General features: G+C 59.0%; 18 protein-coding genes and 1 pseudogene. 7 read left to right on the forward strand and 12 right to left on the reverse strand.

Annotation, left to right across the window (positions count from 1 at the left end):
* The 9 genes and pseudogenes from ABYT07_RS08365 to ABYT07_RS08405 form a co-directional block, all read right to left on the reverse strand.
* Window positions 1-240: pseudogene (locus ABYT07_RS08365) on the reverse strand (threonine-phosphate decarboxylase); the annotation flags it as partial.
* 10 nt (window positions 241-250) lie between these two features.
* A complete protein-coding gene (gene cbiB, locus ABYT07_RS08370; RefSeq protein WP_372990804.1) occupies window positions 251-1,192 on the reverse strand; it encodes an adenosylcobinamide-phosphate synthase CbiB in 942 nt (313 codons plus the stop codon).
* Window positions 1,189-2,034, reverse strand: a complete 846-nt coding sequence (locus ABYT07_RS08375) for a hypothetical protein (RefSeq protein ID WP_372990805.1) — start codon at window positions 2,032-2,034, stop codon at window positions 1,189-1,191. Before ABYT07_RS08375 ends, cbiB begins: the two co-directional genes overlap by 4 nt.
* 117 nt (window positions 2,035-2,151) lie before the next feature.
* On the reverse strand, window positions 2,152-2,610 hold the full coding sequence (locus tag ABYT07_RS08380; RefSeq protein WP_372990832.1) for a CreA family protein: 459 nt from the start codon (window positions 2,608-2,610) through the stop codon (window positions 2,152-2,154).
* A gap of 112 nt (window positions 2,611-2,722) precedes the next feature.
* The gene (locus tag ABYT07_RS08385; RefSeq protein WP_372990807.1) at window positions 2,723-2,872 is read right to left on the reverse strand and encodes a hypothetical protein; all 150 of its coding nucleotides are present in this window, start codon (window positions 2,870-2,872) and stop codon (window positions 2,723-2,725) included.
* Window positions 2,869-3,081, reverse strand: a complete 213-nt coding sequence (locus ABYT07_RS08390; protein ID WP_372990808.1) for a hypothetical protein — start codon at window positions 3,079-3,081, stop codon at window positions 2,869-2,871. Before ABYT07_RS08390 ends, ABYT07_RS08385 begins: the two co-directional genes overlap by 4 nt.
* Before the next feature lie 334 nt (window positions 3,082-3,415).
* Entirely contained in the window at window positions 3,416-4,729 is a 1,314-nt protein-coding gene (locus tag ABYT07_RS08395; protein ID WP_372990810.1) for an HlyD family type I secretion periplasmic adaptor subunit, read from the reverse strand.
* Window positions 4,726-6,456 (reverse strand): type I secretion system permease/ATPase, encoded by a 1,731-nt coding sequence (locus ABYT07_RS08400; RefSeq protein ID WP_372990811.1) that lies wholly within the window; start codon window positions 6,454-6,456, stop codon window positions 4,726-4,728. Before ABYT07_RS08400 ends, ABYT07_RS08395 begins: the two co-directional genes overlap by 4 nt.
* A gap of 9 nt (window positions 6,457-6,465) precedes the next feature.
* On the reverse strand, window positions 6,466-7,815 hold the full coding sequence (locus ABYT07_RS08405; RefSeq protein WP_372990813.1) for a surface lipoprotein assembly modifier: 1,350 nt from the start codon (window positions 7,813-7,815) through the stop codon (window positions 6,466-6,468).
* 248 nt (window positions 7,816-8,063) lie between these two features.
* Here ABYT07_RS08405 and ABYT07_RS08410 point away from each other — a divergent pair, with 248 nt between their 5' ends.
* On the forward strand, window positions 8,064-10,460 hold the full coding sequence (locus tag ABYT07_RS08410) for a calcium-binding protein (RefSeq protein ID WP_372990815.1): 2,397 nt from the start codon (window positions 8,064-8,066) through the stop codon (window positions 10,458-10,460).
* 33 nt (window positions 10,461-10,493) lie between these two features.
* On the forward strand, window positions 10,494-11,078 hold the full coding sequence (locus ABYT07_RS08415) for a hypothetical protein (RefSeq protein WP_372990817.1): 585 nt from the start codon (window positions 10,494-10,496) through the stop codon (window positions 11,076-11,078).
* 221 nt (window positions 11,079-11,299) lie between these two features.
* Here ABYT07_RS08415 and ABYT07_RS08420 read toward each other — a convergent pair whose 3' ends face one another.
* The gene (locus ABYT07_RS08420; RefSeq protein WP_372990818.1) at window positions 11,300-12,835 is read right to left on the reverse strand and encodes an AMP-binding protein; all 1,536 of its coding nucleotides are present in this window, start codon (window positions 12,833-12,835) and stop codon (window positions 11,300-11,302) included.
* A 231-nt stretch (window positions 12,836-13,066) separates the two neighbouring features.
* Here ABYT07_RS08420 and ABYT07_RS08425 point away from each other — a divergent pair, with 231 nt between their 5' ends.
* The 5 genes from ABYT07_RS08425 to ABYT07_RS08445 are packed head-to-tail and all read left to right on the forward strand — an operon-like array spanning window position 13,067 to window position 18,906.
* Window positions 13,067-14,671: a GMC family oxidoreductase gene (locus ABYT07_RS08425; protein WP_372990820.1), complete on the forward strand. Its 1,605-nt coding sequence runs from the start codon at window positions 13,067-13,069 to the stop codon at window positions 14,669-14,671.
* 11 nt (window positions 14,672-14,682) lie between these two features.
* Window positions 14,683-15,108, forward strand: coding sequence for a hypothetical protein (locus ABYT07_RS08430; RefSeq protein WP_372990822.1), 426 nt, complete (start codon window positions 14,683-14,685; stop codon window positions 15,106-15,108).
* Window positions 15,109-15,145: 37 nt separating this feature from the next.
* Window positions 15,146-16,231 carry a malate/lactate/ureidoglycolate dehydrogenase gene (locus tag ABYT07_RS08435; protein WP_372990823.1) on the forward strand — a complete coding sequence of 362 codons (1,086 nt, stop codon included), beginning with the start codon at window positions 15,146-15,148 and terminating at the stop codon, window positions 16,229-16,231.
* Entirely contained in the window at window positions 16,228-17,637 is a 1,410-nt protein-coding gene (locus tag ABYT07_RS08440; RefSeq protein ID WP_372990824.1) for an FAD-binding oxidoreductase, read from the forward strand. Before ABYT07_RS08435 ends, ABYT07_RS08440 begins: the two co-directional genes overlap by 4 nt.
* Before the next feature lie 18 nt (window positions 17,638-17,655).
* Window positions 17,656-18,906: a PLP-dependent aminotransferase family protein gene (locus ABYT07_RS08445; RefSeq protein WP_372990826.1), complete on the forward strand. Its 1,251-nt coding sequence runs from the start codon at window positions 17,656-17,658 to the stop codon at window positions 18,904-18,906.
* Between the two features lie 44 nt (window positions 18,907-18,950).
* Here ABYT07_RS08445 and uca read toward each other — a convergent pair whose 3' ends face one another.
* Both uca and ABYT07_RS08455 read right to left on the reverse strand, forming a co-directional pair.
* A complete protein-coding gene (gene uca / locus ABYT07_RS08450; protein ID WP_372990828.1) occupies window positions 18,951-22,463 on the reverse strand; it encodes an urea carboxylase in 3,513 nt (1,170 codons plus the stop codon).
* A gap of 3 nt (window positions 22,464-22,466) precedes the next feature.
* The coding region (locus tag ABYT07_RS08455) for a DUF1989 domain-containing protein (protein WP_372990830.1) at window positions 22,467-22,935 on the reverse strand (469 nt) is incomplete at its 5' end.

Here is a 22,935-nt window from a genome sequence, read left to right on the forward strand (position 1 = left end):
GATCGCCGCTTGCGCGCCCGCCACAGCAACAGCATCTAGCGTCGTCCCGTAGGCAGACTGCGCCGCACGCTCAAGGGCGCGCAAACCCTCGCGGTCAGGCAACCTTGACCAGGCCGCCTCAGGGACTTGGCCCACTGGATAAGGGGCTCCATTGATCCCTGTAGACAGGTCGACCCAGTCAGATAAATCCCCGCCAAATTCGGCGATCGCCTGCCCGATATCGCCACCGTGGTCTTGCATTCAACGTCCCTCAAACAAGTGCGACAAGCGCCAAAATCAGACACAGTACGACCATGGCCCGCACATAAAGCGCAAGCCCCCGCGTGAGGTCCGGGCCCGTGGCATCGCGTGCCCCCGCGTTCAGCCACGGTTCATCAGCGATCTGACTGCCATAGATACGCGGCCCCGAAAGCCGCAGATCCAGCGCACCGGCCATCGCGGCTTCGGGCCAGCCTGCGTTGGGCGATCGGTGGTAGCGCGCATCGCGCAGCATCACGGCAAAGCTGCGCAACATGCGACCGGACACCAGCGCAAACAACACCCCCGTCAGCCGTGCAGGGATCAGGTTCACAACGTCATCAAGCCGTGCAGCGACCATCCCGAAATGCGCGTAACGTGCCGATTTATGCCCGATCATAGAATCCATCGTGTTGATTGCCTTGTAGCCCACCAGCCCCGGCAGACCTAAGACCACGCCCCAAAATACCGGTGCCACGATCCCGTCAGAGGCGTTTTCAGCAAGGCTTTCCAAGGATGCCCGTGCGATACCGGCAGCGTCCAATGTATCCGGATTGCGCCCGATGATCATTGAAACCGCCTGCCGTGCGGCTTCCGTGTCGCCCTGCACCAAGGGCCGCGCGACAGCAACCACATGATCATACAAGGACCGGGCAGCAAGGAACGGCCACGCCAGAACCCCGCCGATCAGAACGCCTGCCCATCCCGCAGGCACAAGGGCACTGACCACCAATGCGGGCACCACAGTGACAATCAAGATAATCAAAACAGTCGCCGCACCTAGGATGTGCAGCACAAAAGGAGAGCGTTCAGGATCATTCAACCGTGCTTCGCACAGGCGGATCGCATGGCCGATCCATGTGACGGGATGACCGAAATGGCGGAACAGACCTGCGGGCCACGCCACCAAAGCTTCGATCCCGAACCCTATCAGAAGTGCGGCCGCAAACATCAAGACCCTGATCCTGTAAAGAACCGGAACGCATCGGTTATACCTGCCTGTTCAAGCACATTCTCGGCGTCAAAAGGGGCCGCATCTGGCGAAAAGATCAACGCGCGCGCCGATCCGGTGTGCGCCCGCGCATATCCCAACGCACCAAGGCGTTTTGCAACTGCCGCAGTCGGATCGCCCTTGGGGCCGCGCAACCGTGTTGTGCGATCTGCGGCCTCTGACGCGAGGCCCGCGAGCGCCGCAAGGTCGCCCCGATGCGTGGCATCTTGCCAAGCGCCTATCAAATCAGAAATATCCGCGAAACAGGTGTCACCGGCATTGGTCTTTATCGGATCGCCAAAATATCCCCCGACAATCTCGCATCTTGGGGGCGCGCTGAACTGCGCAGAAACTTCCGCGCTTCGGGATGACCACAGAACGCGGTCGGCCTTTTGCAGCATCAAAGGATCAGTTGCTTTTTCAACCCGCAGGCATGCGGCGGCTATATCGTTTTCGGCAACTCCGGCAGCACGCGCCAAACTGACCAGCCACGCTGTCGATGCCCCCGCGCCAACACCCAGCGGCACGTTCCCTGTTACGTGAAAATTCCCGCTGACCGGTCTACCGCTGCCGGAAAGCAAGCTGCGCAATTGATCCCGCGTGATTGCCGCTTGCCCTGCGTGGGTTAACCCAAGTGTCACCGCCGGTTCAAATGTCGCTTCAACAAAAAGGACATCACAGGTCATAGTCACCAAAACGACAGGGCCATCTGCCCCCAAACGCCCTTGGATCCATTCACCAAAATGCCCGTGCACCCGCATAGGCGGTCGCACGTCGCTGTGATTTATCGTCGTTTGATTGCCCAAATCAGACCTGCTTCGTTCAGATTTGGCTATATTGTTGATTGCCCCCGAAACAACAACACCAAACGCAAAGGGGCTGTGACCGAAGGCAGCAGCCCGGGCTGCATTACCCGTGTCGCGTTAATTTGCCGGAGTATAGAGAGGCACAGTAGACATCGACATTTTGGCAGAGCCGTTTTGCACATCGCGGGCATGGCTGATGTAGATCAGCGTCTGGTTCGCCTCATCAAAGATCCGCTTTACTTTCAACGTCTTGAAAATCACGGAACGACGTTCTGAAAACACGGTCTCACCTTCGTCGTCGCGGTTGATATCGCCGATTTCGATGGGGCCGGTCTGGCGGCACGAAATGGACGAATTGGACGGGTCTTCGAACCAGTTACCTTTTTGAAGCCGGTCAATAATGCCCCGTTCAAAATACGCAAGATGACAGGTGACGCCTTTGACTTTCGGGTCGGCGACCGCCTCGACCACGATATCGTTCCCCAGCCAGTCGACATCTACATTCCCGACGGTCTCAGCTGAGGCGTGAGATAAAAAGCCCAGCAGGAAAAACGCTGAGACACCAAGGCGGGTCATGTGATGTTTGATTTTCATGCTAACATACGCCCCAGCCCCGCAGGGGGTTCCCGATCCGGGCAAATATATCTGCCCGCGAACCGGATCACGCGCTGATGTGGCGCAAGGCCGGTCAACGCCCGCGCCACCGTCGATTTACCACCCCCCCCTTTCGCCGACCAAGGAAAAGGTTCGCCCGTGTGATGCCGAATTCGATCTCTTCAGACGCTTGGACCCGCGCCTGCACGCGGTCCAGAATGGCACCGCGCAGATCAAAGGTCACACATAGATCTCTGACCGACACCAGATGTCGACCATGCTGTCGCGTCCCTGCCCCATACTTGGCACCCAGTCGACCATTTCGGCAACCACGCTCATGTTATGGGTGATCAGGATCAAGGCCACGCCCATATCACGTGCCAGATCGCGCAGGAGTGGTGTGAAATCTAACGGAATTGCGCTGCCTTCATTGACGGTCTCGAGTGCGGACATCGTCCCTAGGAGCAAAGGCTCTGACGGCACCTGATACGTGCCAGATCGAGACTAGAAAAAACCGATATCAAAATTCCTGGCCATGGATTTCCCAAAAAACCCCGACGCAGCAACACAAGGTTTCTTTCGTCGAGGCCCGAATGCCTGCGTGACGATCGCCAATGCATGATCTGATTTAAGATCACACATGCAGCTTGAGAGAAAACTTTGACCCTAGAAAATCAAAGGCGCATTTTTTAAGTCAAAAACAGCATCCGTCGAAAGAGCGTCTAGCTTTGTGCCGTGACCGGTCTTGGACAGTGCCGAGGCTCTCGTTACGTGTGCAGGCAGCCGCCTAGCTTTCGCGAAAGGCACGGTTAAAGTAGACGGTAAGCGGTTTTGCCAGATAGCTCAGCGGTGAGCGGTCGCCGGTCTTGATAAACGCCTCTACCGGCATTCCGGGCAACAAAATCTGCCCTTCCAGCTTGGCCAACTCTCCGGTTTCGGGGATCAGTTCGACCCGGTAAAAGGACTGGCCTGTCACCTCGTCGCGAAACGCGTCAGCCGACAGTTTGGTCACCAGCCCCGAGATTGAGGGGGTCATTCTTTGATCAAACGCCGCAAAGCGGAGATCCGCAATTTGCCCGACATGCACCTGATCGACATGGATCGCGTCGATGGCTGCCGAGATCACCAATGATCTGTCTTGCGGGATTACAAACATGACAGGTTCGGCGGCGGACACGACCGATTGCAGCGCAAAGATCGTCGACCCATAAATGATCCCGCTGACCGGTGACCGGATTGCCATACGCGCAAGGGTTTCTTTTGAACTCAACCGTCGCTGGGACAGCTCAGTTTCGCTGAACTGTAGGTCGCGCAGGGTCGTGATGGCTTCTTCCCGGATGCCCGAGGTCAATGAAATTTTTTCAATATTCAACGCGGCGATGCGGTCGCGCATTTGTGCAACAGTCGCGTTCAGGCTGCCGATTTCACCATTCAGGCGCGCCTCTTCGCGCCGCAAAGAAGATACCCGCGCCGCAGGGGACAGGCCTTTCTCGAACAGGGTTTCACTGTCGGTCAATTCGTCCTTGATCAGGGTTCTTTGCGTCTCGAGCGCGGCCAATTGGGCCGTCGCACCTTTGATCTGGTTTTCCGTCTGGTGAATTTGCTCTGATATCTGTTCAGACTTCTGTTGCAAGGTGATCGCGCGCGCCTCGAACAGGCGTTGCTGGCCGTCGATCAACGATTGGACAGCAGGATCATCGGCCAAAGCGTTACGCAGGTTGTCGGATATGACGAGGGCATCCAGCCCGTCGCGCTCTGCCTCAAGGCGTGCCTTGCGTGCAAGGATTTCAAAAAGCTGCCCTTCGATGATCGCCAGTTCCGCACGTTCAAGCGACGTATCGAGCCGAAGCAACACATCGCCCGCCCGGACCATATCACCGTCCTGAACCAGAATTTCCCCGACGACACCGCCCTTGGGGTGCTGCACGACCTGCCGGTTGGATTCGACCTGGACAACACCCGTGGCGATAATCGCCCCCGCGATCTTTGACTGGATGCCCCAAATCCCGACGGCCAATACCAGCACCGCGAGGGCCATGAATCCGACTGCCATTGGAAATGTCGCTTTCCATTTACGTTTGATGCGTTTTTGACGGCTCATGATGTTTCTGCCTTTGCAATGGTCTGCTTGATACTTCTGACGTTGGTCACCATGGTCTTCATCACTTCGTCCCGCGGGCCGTCAGCGATGATACGGCCTGCTTCGATCACCAAAAGCCGGTCGCATTCGGAAATCGCCGTTGGCCTGTGGGTCATGATGATCACGGCACGGTCCGACGCCTTGAATTCCCGCACGGCACGGTTCAGGGCCAGAGATCCATCATTGTCCAACGCCGAATTCGGCTCATCCAGAATCAACAGAACCGGATCACCGTAAAGCGCGCGCGCCAAAGCGATGCGTTGCCGTTGGCCGCCCGACATCTGGCTGTCATCGCCTTGAACAACCGTATTATACCCTTCTGGCAACGACAGTATCATTTCGTGGGCATTGGCACGTTTGGCGGCTTCGACGACTTTTGCATCATCCGGTTCGGTTGACATGCGCGCGATGTTTTCAGCCACGGTGCCGGAAAACAGCGACACATTCTGCGGCAGATACCCGACGAAACGCGCCAGCGCATCCGGATCATATTGATCAATCGTGGCCCCGCCCAGCCTAACCTCGCCTGCGGCGACAGGGATTAGTCCCATCAGGGTCTTTGCCATGGTGGACTTGCCCGAACCGCTTTTGCCGATCACGCCCAGAACCTGCCCCGGCGATAGGGAAAAGTTGATATTTGACAGGGTCAGCTTTTTGGCCCCCGGCGCAAAGACCGACACCCCTTTCACAGACAGGTCCGCCGCAGGGCACGGCAGGTCAATCGTGTCCGGATCAACCGGCGTTGTTTCAAGCAGTTGGCGCAGCGACCGCCACGCCCCGATCGCACGTTGCACCAGTGCCCATTGCCCGATGGACTGTTCAATAGGGGCAAGGGCGCGCCCCAAAAGGATCGAACTGGCGATCATCGCACCGGCGGTAACCTCGCCTTTCAACACCAGATAGGCCCCAAGCGCCAAGACCGCAGATTGCAAAAGCAGCCGAAAGGATTTGGTCAGCGCGGCAAATGACCCCGTCCAGTCGCTGGCCTTCATGCTTTGCTCAAGTGCTGCGTCGCGCATGCCATGCCAGCGTTCGGAAATAGCGGCATTCATCCCTTGGGACCGCACGGATTCCGCAGACCGGCGCGCTTGTTCTGCAAGACTGGCCGCCTGAAGCGCCGTCGCCTGTGCCTCGAGGGTCTTTCTGCGCGTCAGCCAGTTATTAAGCAGCGCAATCACAATCAAAAGCCCGCCCCCAACGAGGGCCAGAATGCCCAGCCAAGGGTGGAAGATGAAAATCGCAAAGATAAACAACGGTGTCCAAGGCGCATCAAACAGCGCAATCATGACCGGCGAGGTGAAAAGCGATTGCACGGTCTCAAGATCGCGCTGCCCGCTGCTGGGGCTGCCCCGCTTTGACGGGATCAACGCCTGTTTCAGAACCGCGTCAAACACCCGGTTATCCAGTTCGGTTTGAAACCGCGCCCCATAGCGGGCAAGAATTCTGCTGCGCGCAAAATCAAGGATGCCCAATAGCCCATACAGCACGACCACAAGTGCGAACAACGCGACCAGCGTTTCTTCGGAGCGCGACCCAAGCACGCGGTCATAGACCTGCAACATGAACAGCGGCCCCGTCAGCATCAGGATATTCACGAAAACACTGAACAAAAAGACCGCGCTCAACAGCTTGTTCCCGCCTCGTCTGGCCTTTTTCAATTCAGCAAGCCCGATTGTCTTGTTTGTCATGGGAAACCTCTAAAAATTCTTGGAAATGGTCGCTTGGCATTCGGTGGTGTCATAATCGTAAAACGCGACATTCGACGTGTTGACGGTGTAGGAACACGCAAGACGCGGAGAGAACCCTTTGATCCGGAAACGTGCGTTGGAAACGGTGAAGTTGATGCCCGCGAACCTGTCGCTGCGCGGCGTGGTCGTCAGCGGGAAATCACCGCTGAATTTGCGCGTGCCGAGGCTTAGGCCGACGCCCGTGTTCAGCCCCCCAGCCCAGGATTTGGAGACACCGGCGAAAATGCGGTAGCCGAGATATTGCAGATGGGCCGCCTGCGGATTGCCTCTCTCGAGTGCGAGACCGCCCGTGGTCGAAAAAGCCGGAGTAATCTGGCGACCGGCACTGATCACCGCCGTGGTGTATCCGCCATCGTTATAGGCCTGGTCCGGATACCGGCGGGCTTCGTGACCGAGCGAAAGTTTGATGTGGTTCTTAGAGCTGACCCGTCGAAGGGTATCAAAACGAAGACCCAAAGCAGTATAATCCGCCTGATCTTTGCGCTGCATGACCCGCAAATACGGGGAGATGGACCAGTGCCCGCTTTCAAGACGTTTCTCATAAGAAAGCGAAACCGTGCCGGTGACATAGTTGTAGATCGAGTCATTATAGCGGGTGCCCTCAACGCTATAGGCAAGGGTGGCGCGGCTTGTCGGGGACAGATTTCGCCGGGCAAAGCCAGAAAAACCCATTTGCTTGCCGACGCCTGAACTGGCCTTGGATGTGGCGTTGATCACATAGACCCCGTTTGCGGTGTCGAATGTAGCGTTTGTCGTTCCACGGTTGATGTTCGTCGACGGCACCAGCGCCACAAAAGCATTAAACCCCAAAGGTTTATTCTGTCCGATGATATTCAGGAAATGTTCGTAGGCAGGATGCTCTTCGGTGTTGGGATCAATCCGCAACAATTCATCAAACTGAAATTCGGCGACGTCGTATTGGCCTGCCAACAGCATCGTATGACCCAGCTCCCGCCGTGCTTTGATATATTGCGGATCAAGGACCAGAACCTGCCTGAAGGTGTCGATCGCCTCCGGCAAATGCCCTTGGACCTTGAGCACCCGGCCCGAGAAAAACAGCCTGTCCGCTTTGCTTGGGCTTTGCGTGTCCAGCAGATCCTGCGCGGCCTCAAAACGACCGGCGTTGATCATATCGAACACCTGTTTGTCAGAGGATAACTGCCTGTCAGAGGATGCCTGGGCGAGTGCGTCACCGGCCCCGCAGATCACAAGCGCCAGAAACAACGCCCGCGCAAAAACACGCCCCCCCGCAAAGGCAACCTGCCTGCACACCGATAAAACAATCGTTCCGTCCAACATCCAACTCTCAACCTGCAAAGACCGTGGGAACGGACCTATCAGTCAACTCCCCCAACAAGGAGCATCCATCCCCTTTCAGGACAGCATGACCGCCGCCCTATTCTCCTTTGTTGGTAGTCAGTTAGGCGTTGTAACGATTGATCCAGATCAATTCCTGACCGCATTCACAGATTAACAAGTCTGAATGTATCGCATGTTTTCGCGATCCACAGACAGCCAGACTTGATCAAAAAAGGGAGATCCAAACGATGGCCAAAAAAATAGACGCAACGGGTGTGTTAGACTTCGACGAGGCGCTGAACACAGTTCCGGATTTCACGTCCACCCATGTCTTTAGCACAGCCGATGTCACAGGCACGTTCAGCGGCGTTACCCAAGGGGCAGACGGCGGGGTCATCGACTTCAGCGGCGACAGTGGTACCAAGGTGACCAAAGAGGGTGTCACGCTTTATCCCATCGACAGCGAATTCGGATTCGAAGTGACCGATTTTGACGGTGCCGTTGAAAAAGAGATCGATGGCGTCTTCTCCGAAGGGTGGGTTGGTGACGTAACCGAGGCCGGGGAACAGATCGGTTTGGTCGTCTCGGATGCGCCGACAGATTTTTTCAAGACACCGGCCACCTTGGGCACTTGGCTTGCCGGTATTGGCGGCAACACGGTGAAAGCATCGACCGAACACTATGTGGTCATGCAACAGGTTCTTTCTGACCAAGCTTTTCCAGGCGACCCCGATGCCGTGTATCAACTGGATGATGACTTGGTCCTGCTCAGCCTTGATCCGGCATTGAACGGCCAGCGCGTGGCGGATCTGATCAACGGCACCGCAACATTCGAAGGCGCGCCCGTCGTGATCGAGGACAAGAACCTTGATGGCGTTGTTGACATCAAAGATTTGCTGAACCCGAACGAAAGCACGATCAGCTACGATATCGCCTATGGTGACGACTATTCGGTGACGATGAAAGACGATGGCAAACTGCTGTATCGCTGGGGCAACACGATCAAACGGCCCAACGATGTGCGGCTTGAAACCCATCTGGACACGCCGGATGAATGGAAAGAGCTGGATGAATACACATCGCTGAAAAAGCTGTTTCAGATCACAGACGCTGAACTAGTGGTGCATCACGAGATCACCAACAACCCCAACGACCAAATTCGCCCAGAAGATTTCGAAAACGAATCCGCCATTGGCCAGCTGCCCACCTACGAGGTGATCGAGAACTACAATGACGAGGCCGGCCGAACCGTTTGGGCCACGACCGACGATTATTATGCGGGCGACGGAACCCTCTATGCCGCAGGAACGATCTTGCGCGATTCAGCATTGGCAGAAGCCGCCGAAGGATCGTTGCTGAATGAACTTGGCGCAATGTCGAGCGACCTTGAGGGCGGCTTTACCAACGCGTGGTACACCACAATGGACCGCGAACCGTTCGAGCCCGAATTGAACGCCGACGGGACCGAATACATCACCGGCCCACGCTGGCGTCTGAAGACTGACAAATACGGTCAGGACTTGCCAAGTGTCACCATCCCGTTGGACCCAAGTGACGAACCCCCTGTTCAAAACGGCGAAGAAAAATATGTCGTTGGTGCCGAAACCCAGACCGTTATCAATATGCTGGATTGGGCAACCCAGATCGCGCCTTTGTCGCTCAGCGCTGGATGGCAGGATAATTCCGGTACGGTTACCGCAAACGGGCTTAACCTGACCGAAGATCTGGATGTGGCTTTCTACATCAAAGGCGACATCAAGCCGACGACCATCTACAGCGCCGAACTCGTTGTCAGTTATGAAGAAATTGATGTTTACGGCGACGGCGAAGACGTTGTCGGCGGCGAAGGCGACGATTATCTGGTAGGGGTTGGTAACAACACGTTCACTGGGGGTGCCGGTGCGGATCTGTTTGTTTTGTCTTATGGCACATCCGTCAGCGACGTGATCACACAAAGCACCGTCTCTGATTTCGAAGTTGGCAAAGACAAGCTTGGCTTGATTGGTTTTGATGCTCTTGAAGATTTCAATCCCGATGTTGTCGAAGCCTACAGCCTGATCACGCAAGGCGTTGACGGGGACGACTTGACGGTGTCGGTCGGTGGGGAACTTGTCGCGACCCTGACGGGTGTTGCGGCGGCCTTGGGCATGGGGGACGCGTTTGATCCCGGCGAAGGGCTAAGCCTGCTGGACAGCTTTCTTGTCACCAACCCCGGCGACGGTGTGACCGGGGGTACCGATCCGGATGAACCAAGCGTGATCATCGGGACATCGGCGTCTGAAACACTGGTCGGCACCCTTGCGGATGACAGCATCTACGGCATGGGCGGCGATGATTACCTCTATGGTTTGAACGGCGCTGACGTTCTTGAAGGTGGCACCGGTCTGGACCGCCTGTATGGCGGAGCGGATGCGGATAACTTTGTGTTTGCCAGCGGTCAGGGTTTGGACTTCGTCTACGATTTTGAAGACGGTGTAGACCTGATCCAACTCAAAGGCATCGCCTTCGAGGATGTTACCCTTGATGCCTACCGCGACACTGACGTTCTGATCGGTGCGGGCGAAGACATGATGATCCTGCGCAATGTCGATATCGCGGATCTGACCGTCGACGACTTTATCCCGGATGCAGCATTGCTGGTTTAATTCAATCTCAATACGAAAAAAGAAAGGCTCATAATGGAAAATTTTGTAAAACTGACGGCGATCTGTGCAATCGGCGGGCTGCTTACCGGGTGTAACGGTTCATCAACAGCCCTGCCCACGGTCTCCTATGCAACACTCAGCACTGACGCCGCGGCCATGCAGGCCAAGTATACCGATGCGTCTGGCCGACTGCTTCCCACCACAACCAAGGCGACCGCGGCCGACGTACGTTCTGCCGCCGATGCGACCTATACCGGCTATGTTGCGGGGAACGTCGCGGGCAGCAACCTTGTCGGTGAAGTCAGCATCGACACCGACTTTACCGCGCAGACCACCAGCAGCACGGCAACCGGTTTCGTGCATGAAACAGCCGGGGCTTATGCCGGGACGCTGTCTGGTACGGGCGTTATTTCTCCCAACCCACCGGTCGGCCTTCCGCAGATGTCCACAACGGTTGCGGGCAACCTGACGAATGGCGGCACAACCTATGCCACCACGATCGGCATGGAAGGCGACTTTGTCGCCAACGCAGGCGATCCGGTAGGTGCCATCGCGGGCATCGCTGACGGGACTGTCGGCGGCGTGCTGTTCACAGGCACCTTCGCGACCGAAAAATAGCGATTGCCGCCCAAGCCTAGAACCGTGGTACCGGCACCTGAACTTGATCGTTCGGGTGCCGGTATCGTCTTTGACGCGGTGGTGTTTCATGCCCCTGCGTCTGTTCCCCTTTTCCCCAAAGGGAACGCCAAATGGCCCAGCGCCCGCTGATCCTGAAGATCGGAATACAGCGTTGCAGCAGCCAGCCTGCGGTATCACTGCACCGACGCGTTTGCATCGACTTAAATCTTACGACCCGCCCCCTCCCAATACGGTGCGCGCAGCCTTGGTTTGAAAATCTTGCCGCTGTCTTCGCGCGGCAGGGCGGCGTGAAAATCCACAATTCGCGGGTGCTTGAAGCGGGCCAGCTTGCCGTCCAGAAAATCCAGCACCTCTTGCGTGTCGGGTGCCCACCCTTCGGCGGGTTCAATAGCTGCCACTATCTGTTCTCCGAATTCGGGGTGTGGCGCGCCAAAGACGGCCACATCGCGGATAAACGGCGCGCGCATCAATACTGCTTCGATCTCGGCGGGAAAGATATTCGCCCCGCCCGAAATGATCATGTCCTTTTTACGGTCGGTGATGAACAGGAACCCGTCTGCATCGACCGACCCCAGATCACCCACCGAAAAGTGGCCGTGCTTTTCAGCCGACCTGCGGCTTTCGGGATCGTTGGAATAGTCAAACCCGCCAAAGGCATCCATCCGCGCATAGATTTCGCCCACCTGCCCCGTTGGCAGTTCATTGCCGTCCGGATCAAGGATCAACACCGTGCCACCCATCTGCATCTGCCCCGCCGTCCCCGGCTTGGCCAGCGCGTCTTGGGACGACACCATGGTCATGAACCCGATCTCGGTCGCGCCATAGCTTTCCCAAAATACAGGGCCCCACCAGTCGATCATCGCAACCTTCAGATCATGCGGCCAAGGTGAGCCGGTCGAGACGCAAAATTCAACCGAGGACAGATCATAGCGCGCCTTGACCGCGTCGGGCAGCTTCAACATCCGGCTCATCATGGTAGGCACCAGATAGATATGGGTGATCCGCTGCGCCTGAATTGTTGCCAAAAACGTCTCCGGCTCAAACTTTGGCGCGACAAACGTCGAAACCTCGGGCGTGACAAGCGCGGCAGAGGTCAGCGTAGAGGGCGCTGAATGATAGATCGGGGCGGCGGTGAAAAACCGCGATCCGGGTTTCAGTTGCAACATCTCTGTCCCGATCCGCCGCAAGACATCTTCGAAATCCTTGCGCGGACCACCGCCAAGGCGGCGCACCCCTTTGGGTTTGCCGGTGGACCCCGATGTATAGCGCATCAAAGGGCGCATCATTTCGCGGGTTGCGATGGGCTGTTGGGCTTCAACCAAGGCGTCCCATTCAGGTGTGTCCGGGTCGCTGCCCGCAGCAGCGGCATCAATCCCGTAGGCCTCGCACAGCGCTGCCCCCGGTGTCACGGCAATCACCGTCCGACCGGCCAGCGCAGGGCGCACAGCGTCGATCAGATCGCGGTGGATGATCACAAACTGCGCGCCACTGTCGTCGCAAATGGCGGCCACCTCCTCCGCAGCCGCGTGCCAGTTCTGCGCCACAATCACCGTCCCGGCCAAGGCCGCAGCGCGCATGATTTCAAGCTGTGCCAGATCGTTGCGCAAAATGACAGCGACAGGAACATCCGCCCCCGCGCCAATCGCGCCAAGGGCCGCAGCCCCTTTGGCAGCGCGCATTTCAAAAGCCTCACGGCTGGATTTGTGGTCAAAATCCCCGACCAAAGCATCCGACATATCGTATCTCCCCCTTGTGAACCCGGTCTTTGGCACAGCAAAGCCGGTTTTCAGCTCAATCCCTGCCCCCAAGGCTAGGGCAACTTTGGGCATCGGTCCATCAAGACGCCCGCATGTGACGCTACGGCCCAAGCGGAATTGCGCCCCTGATGGCCCCTAAATACTTTGACAGTTTGCCCGCCACCTTGCCACAGTGCCAACAACGTTTCACGCAGCGGGAAGGGAGGCCCAATGACAGATGATCCAGTTGATGTGCTGATCATCGGCGCTGGTGCCTCAGGTGCCGCAATGGCCTGGAGCCTCGCCGATACCCGCATGCATATCCTGTGCCTTGAACAAGGTGGCACGCCCGACCAGCAGACATTTCCCACCACGGGCCGCGATTGGGAGGCGCGGCGGATGGGGGATTTCGCGCTTAGTCCCAACCAGCGACGCCTGCCCGAGGATTATCCGATCAATGACGACGCCTCTCCGATCAAGGTGACCAACTTTAACGGCGTAGGCGGCGGCACTGTGTTGTACGCAGCGCATTTCCCACGCCTGCACCCGTCTGATTTCCGGGTGCGCACGCTGGACGGCGTGGCGGACGACTGGCCGGTGGATTATGACACGCTGGAACCGTTTTTCGCCGAGAATGACCAGATGATGGGGGTTTCGGGGCTTGCCGGCGACACGGCCTATCCTGCGGGGAAAACACCGCCGATGCCGCCTGTGGCAATGGGCAAATCGGGGCGCAGGCTGGCATCGGCATTCAACACGCGCGGCTGGCACTGGTGGCCCTGCGATATGGCAATCGCCACCGAGGATTATGACGGGCGCGCAAAATGTATCAATCTGGGGGCCTGCATCAGCGGCTGTGCCCAAGGGGCCAAGGGGTCGGTTGATCTGACCTATTGGCCCCATGCCCTGCGCAAAGGGGTCGAACTGCGCACCCACTGCCGTGTGCGCGAAATCACCGTGGACGATCAGGGTATGGCAACCGGCGTGATCTATTTCGATGCCAACGGGGATGAACAGTTTCAGGCTGCTCATGTGGTGGTCATGGCCAGCAACGGCATCGGCACACCGCGTTTGCTGCTGAATTCGGCCTCGAAACACTTTCCCGACGGGTTGGCCAACAGCAGCGGGCTGGTGGGCAAGAACCTGATGTTCCACCCTTATGCCAGCATCCAGGGCGTGTTCGACGATCCGCTGGACGGTCATAACGGGCCGCACAAAAGCATCCTGAGCCAGCAGTTCTACGAGACCGATCCGGCGCGTGGGTTTCTGCGCGGCTATACCTTTGAAACCTCGCGCGGGATGGGGCCGGTGGCCACCGCGCTGACAGGGATGAACTGGGGGCTGGTGCCGTGGGGGGCGGATCATCACAGCGCGTTTCGCGGCCTACAGGATCGGGTAACCAGCCTTTACGCGATTTGCGAAGACCTGCCCGAAGAACACAACCGCGTCACGCTTGACCCGACCCTGACCGACAGCGACGGCATCCCCGCGCCACGCATCGACTATACCTTAAGTGAAAACAGCAAAAAGATGCTGGCCCATGCGATTGCCCGTGGCACCGAAGCGATGGAGTCTGCAGGGGCCACCCACATCCAGACCGCTGCCCCAATCCCGCTGGCGGGCTGGCATCTGCTGGGAACAGCACGGATGGGGACTGATCCGGCAAAATCGGTGGTGAATGAATGGGGCCGGTCCCATGACGTGCGCAATCTGTTCATCGTGGACGGCAGCATCTTTGTCACCAGTGGCGGTGCGAATCCGACCAGCACCTTGCAGGCGCTGGCCCTGTATATTGCGGACCAGATCAAGCAACGCCTTGCCAATTTGTTCGACTAAAGGACTGATCCATGCCCCCTGAGCCCTCTGCATCCTTCTCGGCCGACGAACAGGCCGCCCTTGGTGCCCTTGTCGCCCAAATCATCCCTGCGTCACAACAATTTGGCCAACCAGCAGCGGATGATCCTGACATTCTGGCAGACATCCTGACCACTGGGGCCGCGCTGCGAGATACGCTGGCAACCGCGCTGGCGTGGCTGTCGGGCCAGACGGTTGACGCTGGCGTGGCGGCAGAATTCCGGCAGGTCTTTCCGGCGCAGGCCGAGGTGATCCAGACCCTGACCGTGCAATGCTATTACCGCGACGCACGGGTCATGCGGGCGTTGAACATCGACGTGCGCCCCCCCTTTCCGACCGGATACACGCAAGAGCCGAATGATTTCGCCTTGCTCGATCCCGTCCGCCAACGCGGCGAAATCTACCGCAAACTGCCCTGACTATGATCGCCCCCACCCCAACGAAAGCCCTGAAAACATGAAGATTCCAGCCGACCGCCTGACCGCCCTTGCGACATCTATCCTGACATATGCAGGCGGGCAAAAGGACGCGGCCAGCCGGGTGGCGACGCGGTTGGTCAGCGCCAATCTGACGGGGCATGACAGCCATGGCGTGGGTATGATCCCCGCCTATGTTGACGGTATCATCGCAGGGACGTTGCACCCCGATGCAAATATCGACGTGGTGCAGGACAAAGGCCCGTTTCTGCTGGTGGACGGCCAGCGCGGCTTTGGCCATATCGTGGCGGAACAGGCGATGGAGCTGGCGATTGACCGCGCCCGCACCAACCATTTTGCGGTGCTGTCCTTGCGCAACAGCTTTCACCTTGGACGATTAGGCGATTGGGGGGCCATGGCCGCCGAGGCCGGTTTCATCTGCATTCTATACGCCAATGTGCAGTCTTCCAGACCGCTGGTCGCCCCCTTTGGTGGCAGCGACGGACGGTTTGTCACCAACCCCTATTGCACCGCGATCCCTGCGACCGACAGCACCCCGATGTTCCTGTTGGACATGGCCACCAGCAAAATCGCGATGGGCAAGGCGCGTGTGGCCCATCTTAGCGGGAAACAGGTGCCCGAAGGGGCGCTGATCGACGCCCAAGGCAACCCCACCACCGACCCGTCGGTGATGTTCGACGATGCTGGCGGTGCGCTGACGACCTTTGGCGATCACAAGGGGTTCGGGCTGGCCTTGCTGGGCGATATTCTGGGCGGTTCCTTTAGCGGCGGCGGGGCCTATCTGCCCGAACGTGAAATGCCGTCAAGCATTACAAACAACATGATGGCGATCCTGATTGATCCCGATGTGTTCGGCATGGCGCAGGCCTTTGGCGTCGATATGGACCGCTATACCGCGTGGGTCAAAGCATCGCCGCCCGCCCCCGGCGTTGACGCGGTACAACTGCCCGGTGATCCCGAACGCCGCAGCCTGAAAAACCGCACAGCAAACGGCATTTTCGTAGACGCCGGCACCTTGGAGCAGCTGCGCGAAACGGCTTTGCGCGCTGGCATGCCGCGGGATGAGCTTGATACGCTGATCTCTGACAAAGGGTTGGGGGCATGACGGTGGCCTTGTATGACACCTTTCTGGCGATCCTTGGGGCCAAGGGGATCTTGCGCGGCGATGACATCCATGCAGGGTATCACACCGACCCACGCGGTGCCGCGGATGTGCGGCCCGACATCGTGCTGCGCCCCGCCACCACCCAAGAGATGTCGCAGATCATGGCCGCCTGCCATGAGGCGTCCCAACCTGTGGTGGTACAAGGCGGGCTGACCGGATTGGTCGTCGGTGCGATGCCCCAGAACGGCGAGGTCGTGATTTCGCTGGAGCGCATGAACAAGGTCGAGGCGGTTGATGCCAAGGCTGGCACGATCACAGTGCAGGCGGGCACGCCGTTGCAGGTGGTGCAAGAGGCCGCAGATGCGGTGGGCATGGTCTATCCCGTCGATCTGGGGTCGCGCGGGTCGTGTACCATTGGCGGCAATCTGTCGACAAATGCAGGCGGTAACAGGGTGGTCCGCTATGGCATGACGCGTGATCTGACCTTGGGGATCGAAGCCGTGCTTGCCGATGGTACGATCATCAACAGCCTCAACGGCTTTATCAAGAACAACACCGGCTATGACCTCAAGCAGATGTTCATCGGCAGCGAGGGCACTTTGGGCCTGATCACCCGTGCGACCTTGCGCCTGTATCCCAAACCCAAGACGCAGGTGGTGGCGTTTTGTGCCGCTGACAGCTTTGATGCCGTGACGGATTTCATGACCCATATGCGCGCGGGCCTCGGGGCCGACCTGAGTGCGTTCGAAGGGATCTGGGCCAAAACATATGCGGCAATCCTGTCGGATGTGCCCGGCACCAAGGCCCCTGTCCCGTTGGGCCATGCGTTTTACGTGCTTGTCGAAATGATGGGCTCTGATTTGGCCAGCGACACGGAAAAATTCGAAAACTGTCTGGGCCATGCGCTGGAGCAAGGGATGATCGTTGATGCCGTCCTGTCGCGGTCGAATGCCGAAATTGACGCGTTCTGGAATGTGCGCGACGGCATGGCGCAGGCCATGGGCAAGCAACAGCCCGCCGCCGGGTTCGACATCAGCCTGAACGTCTCGGATATGAAAACCATCGAAGACGAATTGTTGCACCGGCTGACCGATGCCTTGGGGGCGGTGCGCCTTTTTGTCGGGGGCCATCTGGCCGATGGCAATCTGCATCTGGTCGCCAAGGCGCTTGCCGACGGGCCCCAACCCAAAGAGCAAATCCAGCAGATCGTCTATGGCTGGGTCGGAGAGGTCGGCGGCTCAATCTCGGCGGAACATGGCATCGGCACGCTCAAACGCGCCTATCTGGGCCAAAGCCGCAACGCGGCTGAAATGGCCCTGATGCGGACGCTCAAGCAGGCGATGGACCCCAAGAACCTGTTGAACCCCGGTCGTGTGTTTCAAATGCACGCCAATGATCTTGAATGAAACCAAAGGAATATCCCCATGACGTTTGATGCCTCGGTCCTGTTTCGCAGCAATCTGCCCGCCCCCGCAGCCGCGCCGTTCAAGGCGTTTCCGGCCTTTAACTTTATCGGCGGGCATAATGACAGCGCCAGCATCCCCGTCGCTGCCCTGACCGATGCCGCAACCCGCATCATCGCCCAAGAAGGCGCGTCGCTGGCAACCTATGGCTTGAACAGCGGCCCGCAAGGCTATCTGCCGCTACGCGAGTTCATCGCGGGCTGGATGAAAGAAAGTGCCGGAATGAATGACACAGCAGATGAAGTCCTGATCACGTCAGGGTCGCTGCAAGCGCTTGATCTGGTCAATCAACTGTTACTGGACCCCGGTGAAATCGTGGTGGCAGAAGAGGCCACATATGGCGGCGCGCTGACCCGGCTGGCCAAACTGGGTGTTCCCTATCTGGGGGTGCGTCTGGATCAGGACGGGATCGACATGGCCCACCTCCAAGAGATTCTTGAGGCGCAGAGACAGGCAGGAAAGCCCGCCAAGTTCATCTATACCATCCCGACCGTGCAGAACCCGACGGGCGGCGTGATGCCTGTGGCACGGCGGCAGGAACTCTTGGATCTGGCCGCGCGCTATGACTGCCTGATCTTCGAGGATGATTGCTATGCCGATCTGCTTTGGGACGGTGCCCGCCCTCCCGCCTTGCGCGCGATGGATGCCGAGGCGGCACAGTCCGAAGGCCGCGCCAACCGCGTGATCTATTGCGGGTCCTTCTCGAAATCCGTCGCACCGGCCCTGCGGATCGGGTTCATCATGGCCGACTGGCCCGTGCTTGCCCAGATATTGCCGCTGAAAACCGATGCCGGCACGGGCGCGTTGGATCAGATGGTGCTGGCTGAATTCTGCAAGGATCACTTTGCCGATCATCTCGTGACCCTGCGCGCGCGGCTCAAGGCGAAATGCGACACGACGGTTCAAGCGCTAGAGGAGAATTTCGGCACTGCGGCGGAATTCACTGCACCGCTTGGCGGCATTTTCATCTGGGTCACCCTGCCCGACGCGGTAAATACCACGCAACTGGCGACGGCAGCTGCAAAGGAAGGGATCGCCATCAACCCCGGTGCCGAATGGACGGTGGATGGCCCCAAAAACGTCAACCGGATGCGGCTGTGCTTTGGCAACCCCGAAGCCGATCAGATCCGCGAAGGCATCGCGCGCCTAGCGGTGATTTGCCACCGCGAATTTGGCGTGCCAGAACGGATTTCCAATCGCTCGCAACCCTGAAGGCGGCACGAAACGCCACGCCGCCTTTGCCGCATGTTGACGCGTTAAAGCGGGGTTAGCACCGCCACGATTTGCCCCGACTGCAAGGCCTGCCCCGGTGTGGCGCGTATGTCGCTGATCCGCCCCGACGCGGGGGCCAATACGGCCATCTCCATCTTCATCGATTCAACAATCGCGACCGTGTCCCCCGCTTTGACCATATCGCCCTGCGCGACCGTTATTTTCCACAAACTGCCCGGCACAGCGCTTTCGATGCCGATGCACCCCTCTGGCACTTCCGACGCTGCGGTGGCCGCCGCCTTGCCGTGATCAGGCGTAAAACTGTCCAGCCCCTGCTCTTTCCAACTCTGGCGCTCGGCCTCGAATGCGTCTTGCTGGGTGGTCTTGAAACGGGTGATATCGTCGGCCTGTTCGGCAAAGGCCCGTTTGTGATCAGCCCATTTGAACGTCGTCTCTTCGATCTTGAGCGGATATTCCCCGTGCGGAAAAGCCTGCCGCGCTTCTGTCAGTTCATCATGAGAAACGGGGAAAAACCGGATCTGGTCAAAGAAATCCAGCAACCACGGATTTTTGTGAAATGCCGCCGTGCGTCGCCACGTGTTCCAGACCTGAACGGTGCGCCCAACCAGCTGATAGCCGCCCGGCCCTTCCATGCCGTAGACGCACATATAGGCACCGCCGATGCCCACGGCATTTTCAGGCGTCCATGTGCGCGCAGGGTTATATTTCGTGGTGACCAGCCGGTGGCGCGGGTCAATAGGCGTTGCCACCGGCGCGCCCAGATAAACATCCCCCAACCCCAGCACCAGATAGCTGGCGTCATAGACGATCTTGCGCACCGCAGCTTCGTCCTGCAATCCATTGATCCGACGGATAAATTCGATATTCGACGGGCACCATGGGGCGTCCGGCCGCACCAGATTCTGATATTTGCGCATGGCCAGTTCGGCCTGCGGGTCCCCCCAAGACAACGGCAGATGCACGATGCGCGACGGCACGGTGATATCTTCGGCGGGGGGCAGCGTCGCCTCGATCTCGTGCAGGAACCCCAGCAGCTTTTCGCGCGACAAGCGCGTGCTGTCATAGTGGATTTGCAGCGACCGGATCCCCGGTGTCAGATTGATCACCGGCAGTTTGGCATCCCGGACCGCCTGCATCAGCAGATGCACCCGCAGTCGCAATTCGATGTCCAGCGTCATGTCACCGTATTCGACCAACAGATTGTCGTCGCCCTGCCGGCGATAGACCACAGGCACATCCGCCCCCGCGTTGCGCACCAAAACGGGTGACCCTGCCCCCGCAAGGCTGGGGGCGGTGACCGGATCGCCTGCACGCAACACAGGCTTGAAACGAATGGTATCGCCGGGTCGGAACTGGCCCATTTTCCAGCGGTCCTCGGCGGCGACAACCGCTGGGCTGACAAACCCGCCAAGGCTGGGCCCGTCTGGCCCCAAAATGATCGGCATGTCGCCCGTGAAGTCAATCGCCCCGACCGCATAGGCATTGTCATGCAGGTTGGACGGGTGCAAACCCGCCTCGCCCCCATCCGCACGCGCCCATTTCGGTGCGGGCCCGATCAGGCGCACGCCCGTCCGGTCCGAATTGAAATGCACCTTATAGTCGGTGGCAAAAAACGTCTCGATGTCGCTGGAGAGGAAGAAATCAGGCGCGCCGTGGGGGCCATAAAGAACGCGCACCTCCCATGCATTGGTCAGGGCCGCGTCCTCAAGCGGTGCAGGTGCTTTGCAGGCCTTGGATGCGATGTGCAGCACATCACCGGTCTTGAGCGTGCCCATAGCGTGGCCGCCGAACTGCCCCAGACCAAAACACGCCCGAGAGCCAAGGATTTCAGGCGCGTCAAACCCGCCTGCCACGGCCAGATAGGCGCGTTGCCCCGGCCCAACGATCCCGCCAATGGCCAGCAGCGCCCCGGCGGGTACGTCGATCACCGGCCCCTTAACCGGTGTATCATTCAGGCAAAGCGTCATCTGTGCCCCCGTCAGGGCGATGCGCGTATCGGCCAGAAACCGCAGGGTCGGGCCAGTCATCGTTATCTCAAGCGCTGCGGTGTCAGGGTCGTTGCCCAACAGGCGGTTAGCGTTGCGGAAAGACGCGGCATCCATCGGGCCGGACGGCGGTACACCAACGTGCCACAGGCCCAACCGTCCGGGCAGTTCCTGCAAGCTGGACTGGGCACCGGGGGCGATCACCTCGATACAGTTGGGCGTGAAAGCAAAGCCGTTCAGCGCCGTCGTCGTCACCTGCCCCGATGCCAGAATATCGGACCCTGCGATGGCCCGCAGATAGCCCAAATTCGTCTCGATCCCGGAAACGCGCGTCGCCTTTAGCGCGTCTTGCAATGCCGCAATCGCCGCAGGTCGGTCGGCACCAGCCACGATGATCTTGGCCAGCATCGGATCATAGAACGGGGTCACGTCGGTGCCGGTTTCGATCCAGGTATCAATGCGGGCAGTTTCGGGAAACTGCACATCCGTCAGCCGCCCGGCCGATGGGCGAAACCCCGCATGCGGGATTTCAGCGTAAAGCCGCACCTCGATCGCGGCACCCTGCGGGACCAGCGGGGTGTCAGGAAGCACCACTTCTCCGGCGGCTTGGCGGATCATCCATTCAACAAGATCAATGCCATAGACGGCTTCGGTGACGGGGTGTTCGACCTGCAACCGCGTGTTGACCTCGAGGAAATAGAAATCCTCGCGCAGCGGGTCATAGATAAATTCGACCGTCCCCGCCGACGCATAGGACACAGACGCACAAAGTGCAGTTGCCGCGTCATGCAGTTTTGTGCGCACGGCGTCGGGCAAACCCGGTGCCGGCGTTTCCTCGACCACCTTCTGGTTGCGGCGCTGCAACGAACAGTCGCGTTCGCCCAAGGCAATCACGCGGCCTGCGCCATCCCCGAAAATCTGCACCTCGACGTGACGCGCATCAGCGACGAAGCGTTCAATGAACACACGCGCATCGCCGAAACTGGCAGTCGCCGTGCGCCCGACCGTGTCAAACGCAGCCGTCAATGCGGCCTCGTCGCCGCACAGTTGCATCCCGATCCCGCCGCCGCCTGCCGTACTTTTCAGCATCACGGGGTATCCGATGCGCGCCGCCTCGGCCACGGCCTGCGCTGCGGTGTCAAGCAACCCCGACCCCGGCAGCAGCGGCACATCGGCGGCCATAGCCAGATCGCGCGCAGTATGCTTCATCCCGAAGGCCTTCAGATGTTCAACCCGTGGCCCGATAAAGGTGATCCCTTCGGCAGCCAGTCGGGCAGCAAAATGGGTGTTTTCAGACAGAAAGCCATAGCCCGGATGCACAGCCTGCGCGCCGGTTGCCTTGCACGCCGCTATCACGGCATCCACATTCAAATAGCTTTCCGATGCGGGCGACGGCCCAAGGCGCACGGCCTCGTCGGCCAGTTTGACCGCTGGTGAAAACCTGTCCGCATCGGACCAGACGGCAACCGACGCGATGCCCATTTGGCGTAGCGTTTTGATGACCCGAACCGCGATTTCACCGCGATTGGCCACAAGTACCTTCGTGAACATGGCTTATCCTTTGATCACAACACGGATCGGCGTCGGGTCGAACCCGTTGCAGGGATTGTTGATTTGCGGGCAGTTCGAAATCACGCACAGCACGTCCATCTCGGCCACCATCTCAACATGATCGCCTGGCGACGAAATGCCGTCATCCACCGTCATCGCCCCATTGGGGCTGATCGGCACGTTCATAAAGAAATTGATGTTGGCGACGATGTCGCGCTTGGTCATACCGTGGCGCGACAGTTCAATGATGAAATTCTCGCGGCAGGCATGCTGATACAGCGTATCATGCCCAAAGCGCACCGTGTTACTTTCGCATGAACAACACCCCGCCGACGTGTCATGGCGGCCTGACGTATCTGCGGTCACGGTCATCATCACGCGTCCCTCAGAGGACATCAACTGCGTGCCCGTGGTAATATAGGCGGCCCCTTGGGCGCGCAGGGTGTCCTGACTGGAATAGCGTTCGCCAAAA

The sequence above is a fragment of the Sulfitobacter sp. genome (assembly GCF_041552635.1).
Classification (GTDB): Bacteria; Pseudomonadota; Alphaproteobacteria; order Rhodobacterales; family Rhodobacteraceae; genus Sulfitobacter.

Coding starts and splice junctions, on each gene's coding strand:
- ABYT07_RS08380 (WP_372990832.1), bottom strand. CDS start 2,610: ATGACCCGCCTTGGTGTCTCAGCGTTTTTCCTGCTGGGCTTTTTATCT.
- ABYT07_RS08390 (WP_372990808.1), bottom strand. CDS start 3,081: ATGTCCGCACTCGAGACCGTCAATGAAGGCAGCGCAATTCCGTTAGAT.
- ABYT07_RS08395 (WP_372990810.1), bottom strand. CDS start 4,729: ATGAGCCGTCAAAAACGCATCAAACGTAAATGGAAAGCGACATTTCCA.
- ABYT07_RS08400 (WP_372990811.1), bottom strand. CDS start 6,456: ATGACAAACAAGACAATCGGGCTTGCTGAATTGAAAAAGGCCAGACGA.
- ABYT07_RS08405 (WP_372990813.1), bottom strand. CDS start 7,815: ATGTTGGACGGAACGATTGTTTTATCGGTGTGCAGGCAGGTTGCCTTT.
- ABYT07_RS08410 (WP_372990815.1), top strand. CDS start 8,064: ATGGCCAAAAAAATAGACGCAACGGGTGTGTTAGACTTCGACGAGGCG.
- ABYT07_RS08415 (WP_372990817.1), top strand. CDS start 10,494: ATGGAAAATTTTGTAAAACTGACGGCGATCTGTGCAATCGGCGGGCTG.
- ABYT07_RS08420 (WP_372990818.1), bottom strand. CDS start 12,835: ATGTCGGATGCTTTGGTCGGGGATTTTGACCACAAATCCAGCCGTGAG.
- ABYT07_RS08425 (WP_372990820.1), top strand. CDS start 13,067: ATGACAGATGATCCAGTTGATGTGCTGATCATCGGCGCTGGTGCCTCA.
- ABYT07_RS08430 (WP_372990822.1), top strand. CDS start 14,683: ATGCCCCCTGAGCCCTCTGCATCCTTCTCGGCCGACGAACAGGCCGCC.
- ABYT07_RS08435 (WP_372990823.1), top strand. CDS start 15,146: ATGAAGATTCCAGCCGACCGCCTGACCGCCCTTGCGACATCTATCCTG.
- ABYT07_RS08440 (WP_372990824.1), top strand. CDS start 16,228: ATGACGGTGGCCTTGTATGACACCTTTCTGGCGATCCTTGGGGCCAAG.
- ABYT07_RS08445 (WP_372990826.1), top strand. CDS start 17,656: ATGACGTTTGATGCCTCGGTCCTGTTTCGCAGCAATCTGCCCGCCCCC.
- uca (WP_372990828.1), bottom strand. CDS start 22,463: ATGTTCACGAAGGTACTTGTGGCCAATCGCGGTGAAATCGCGGTTCGG.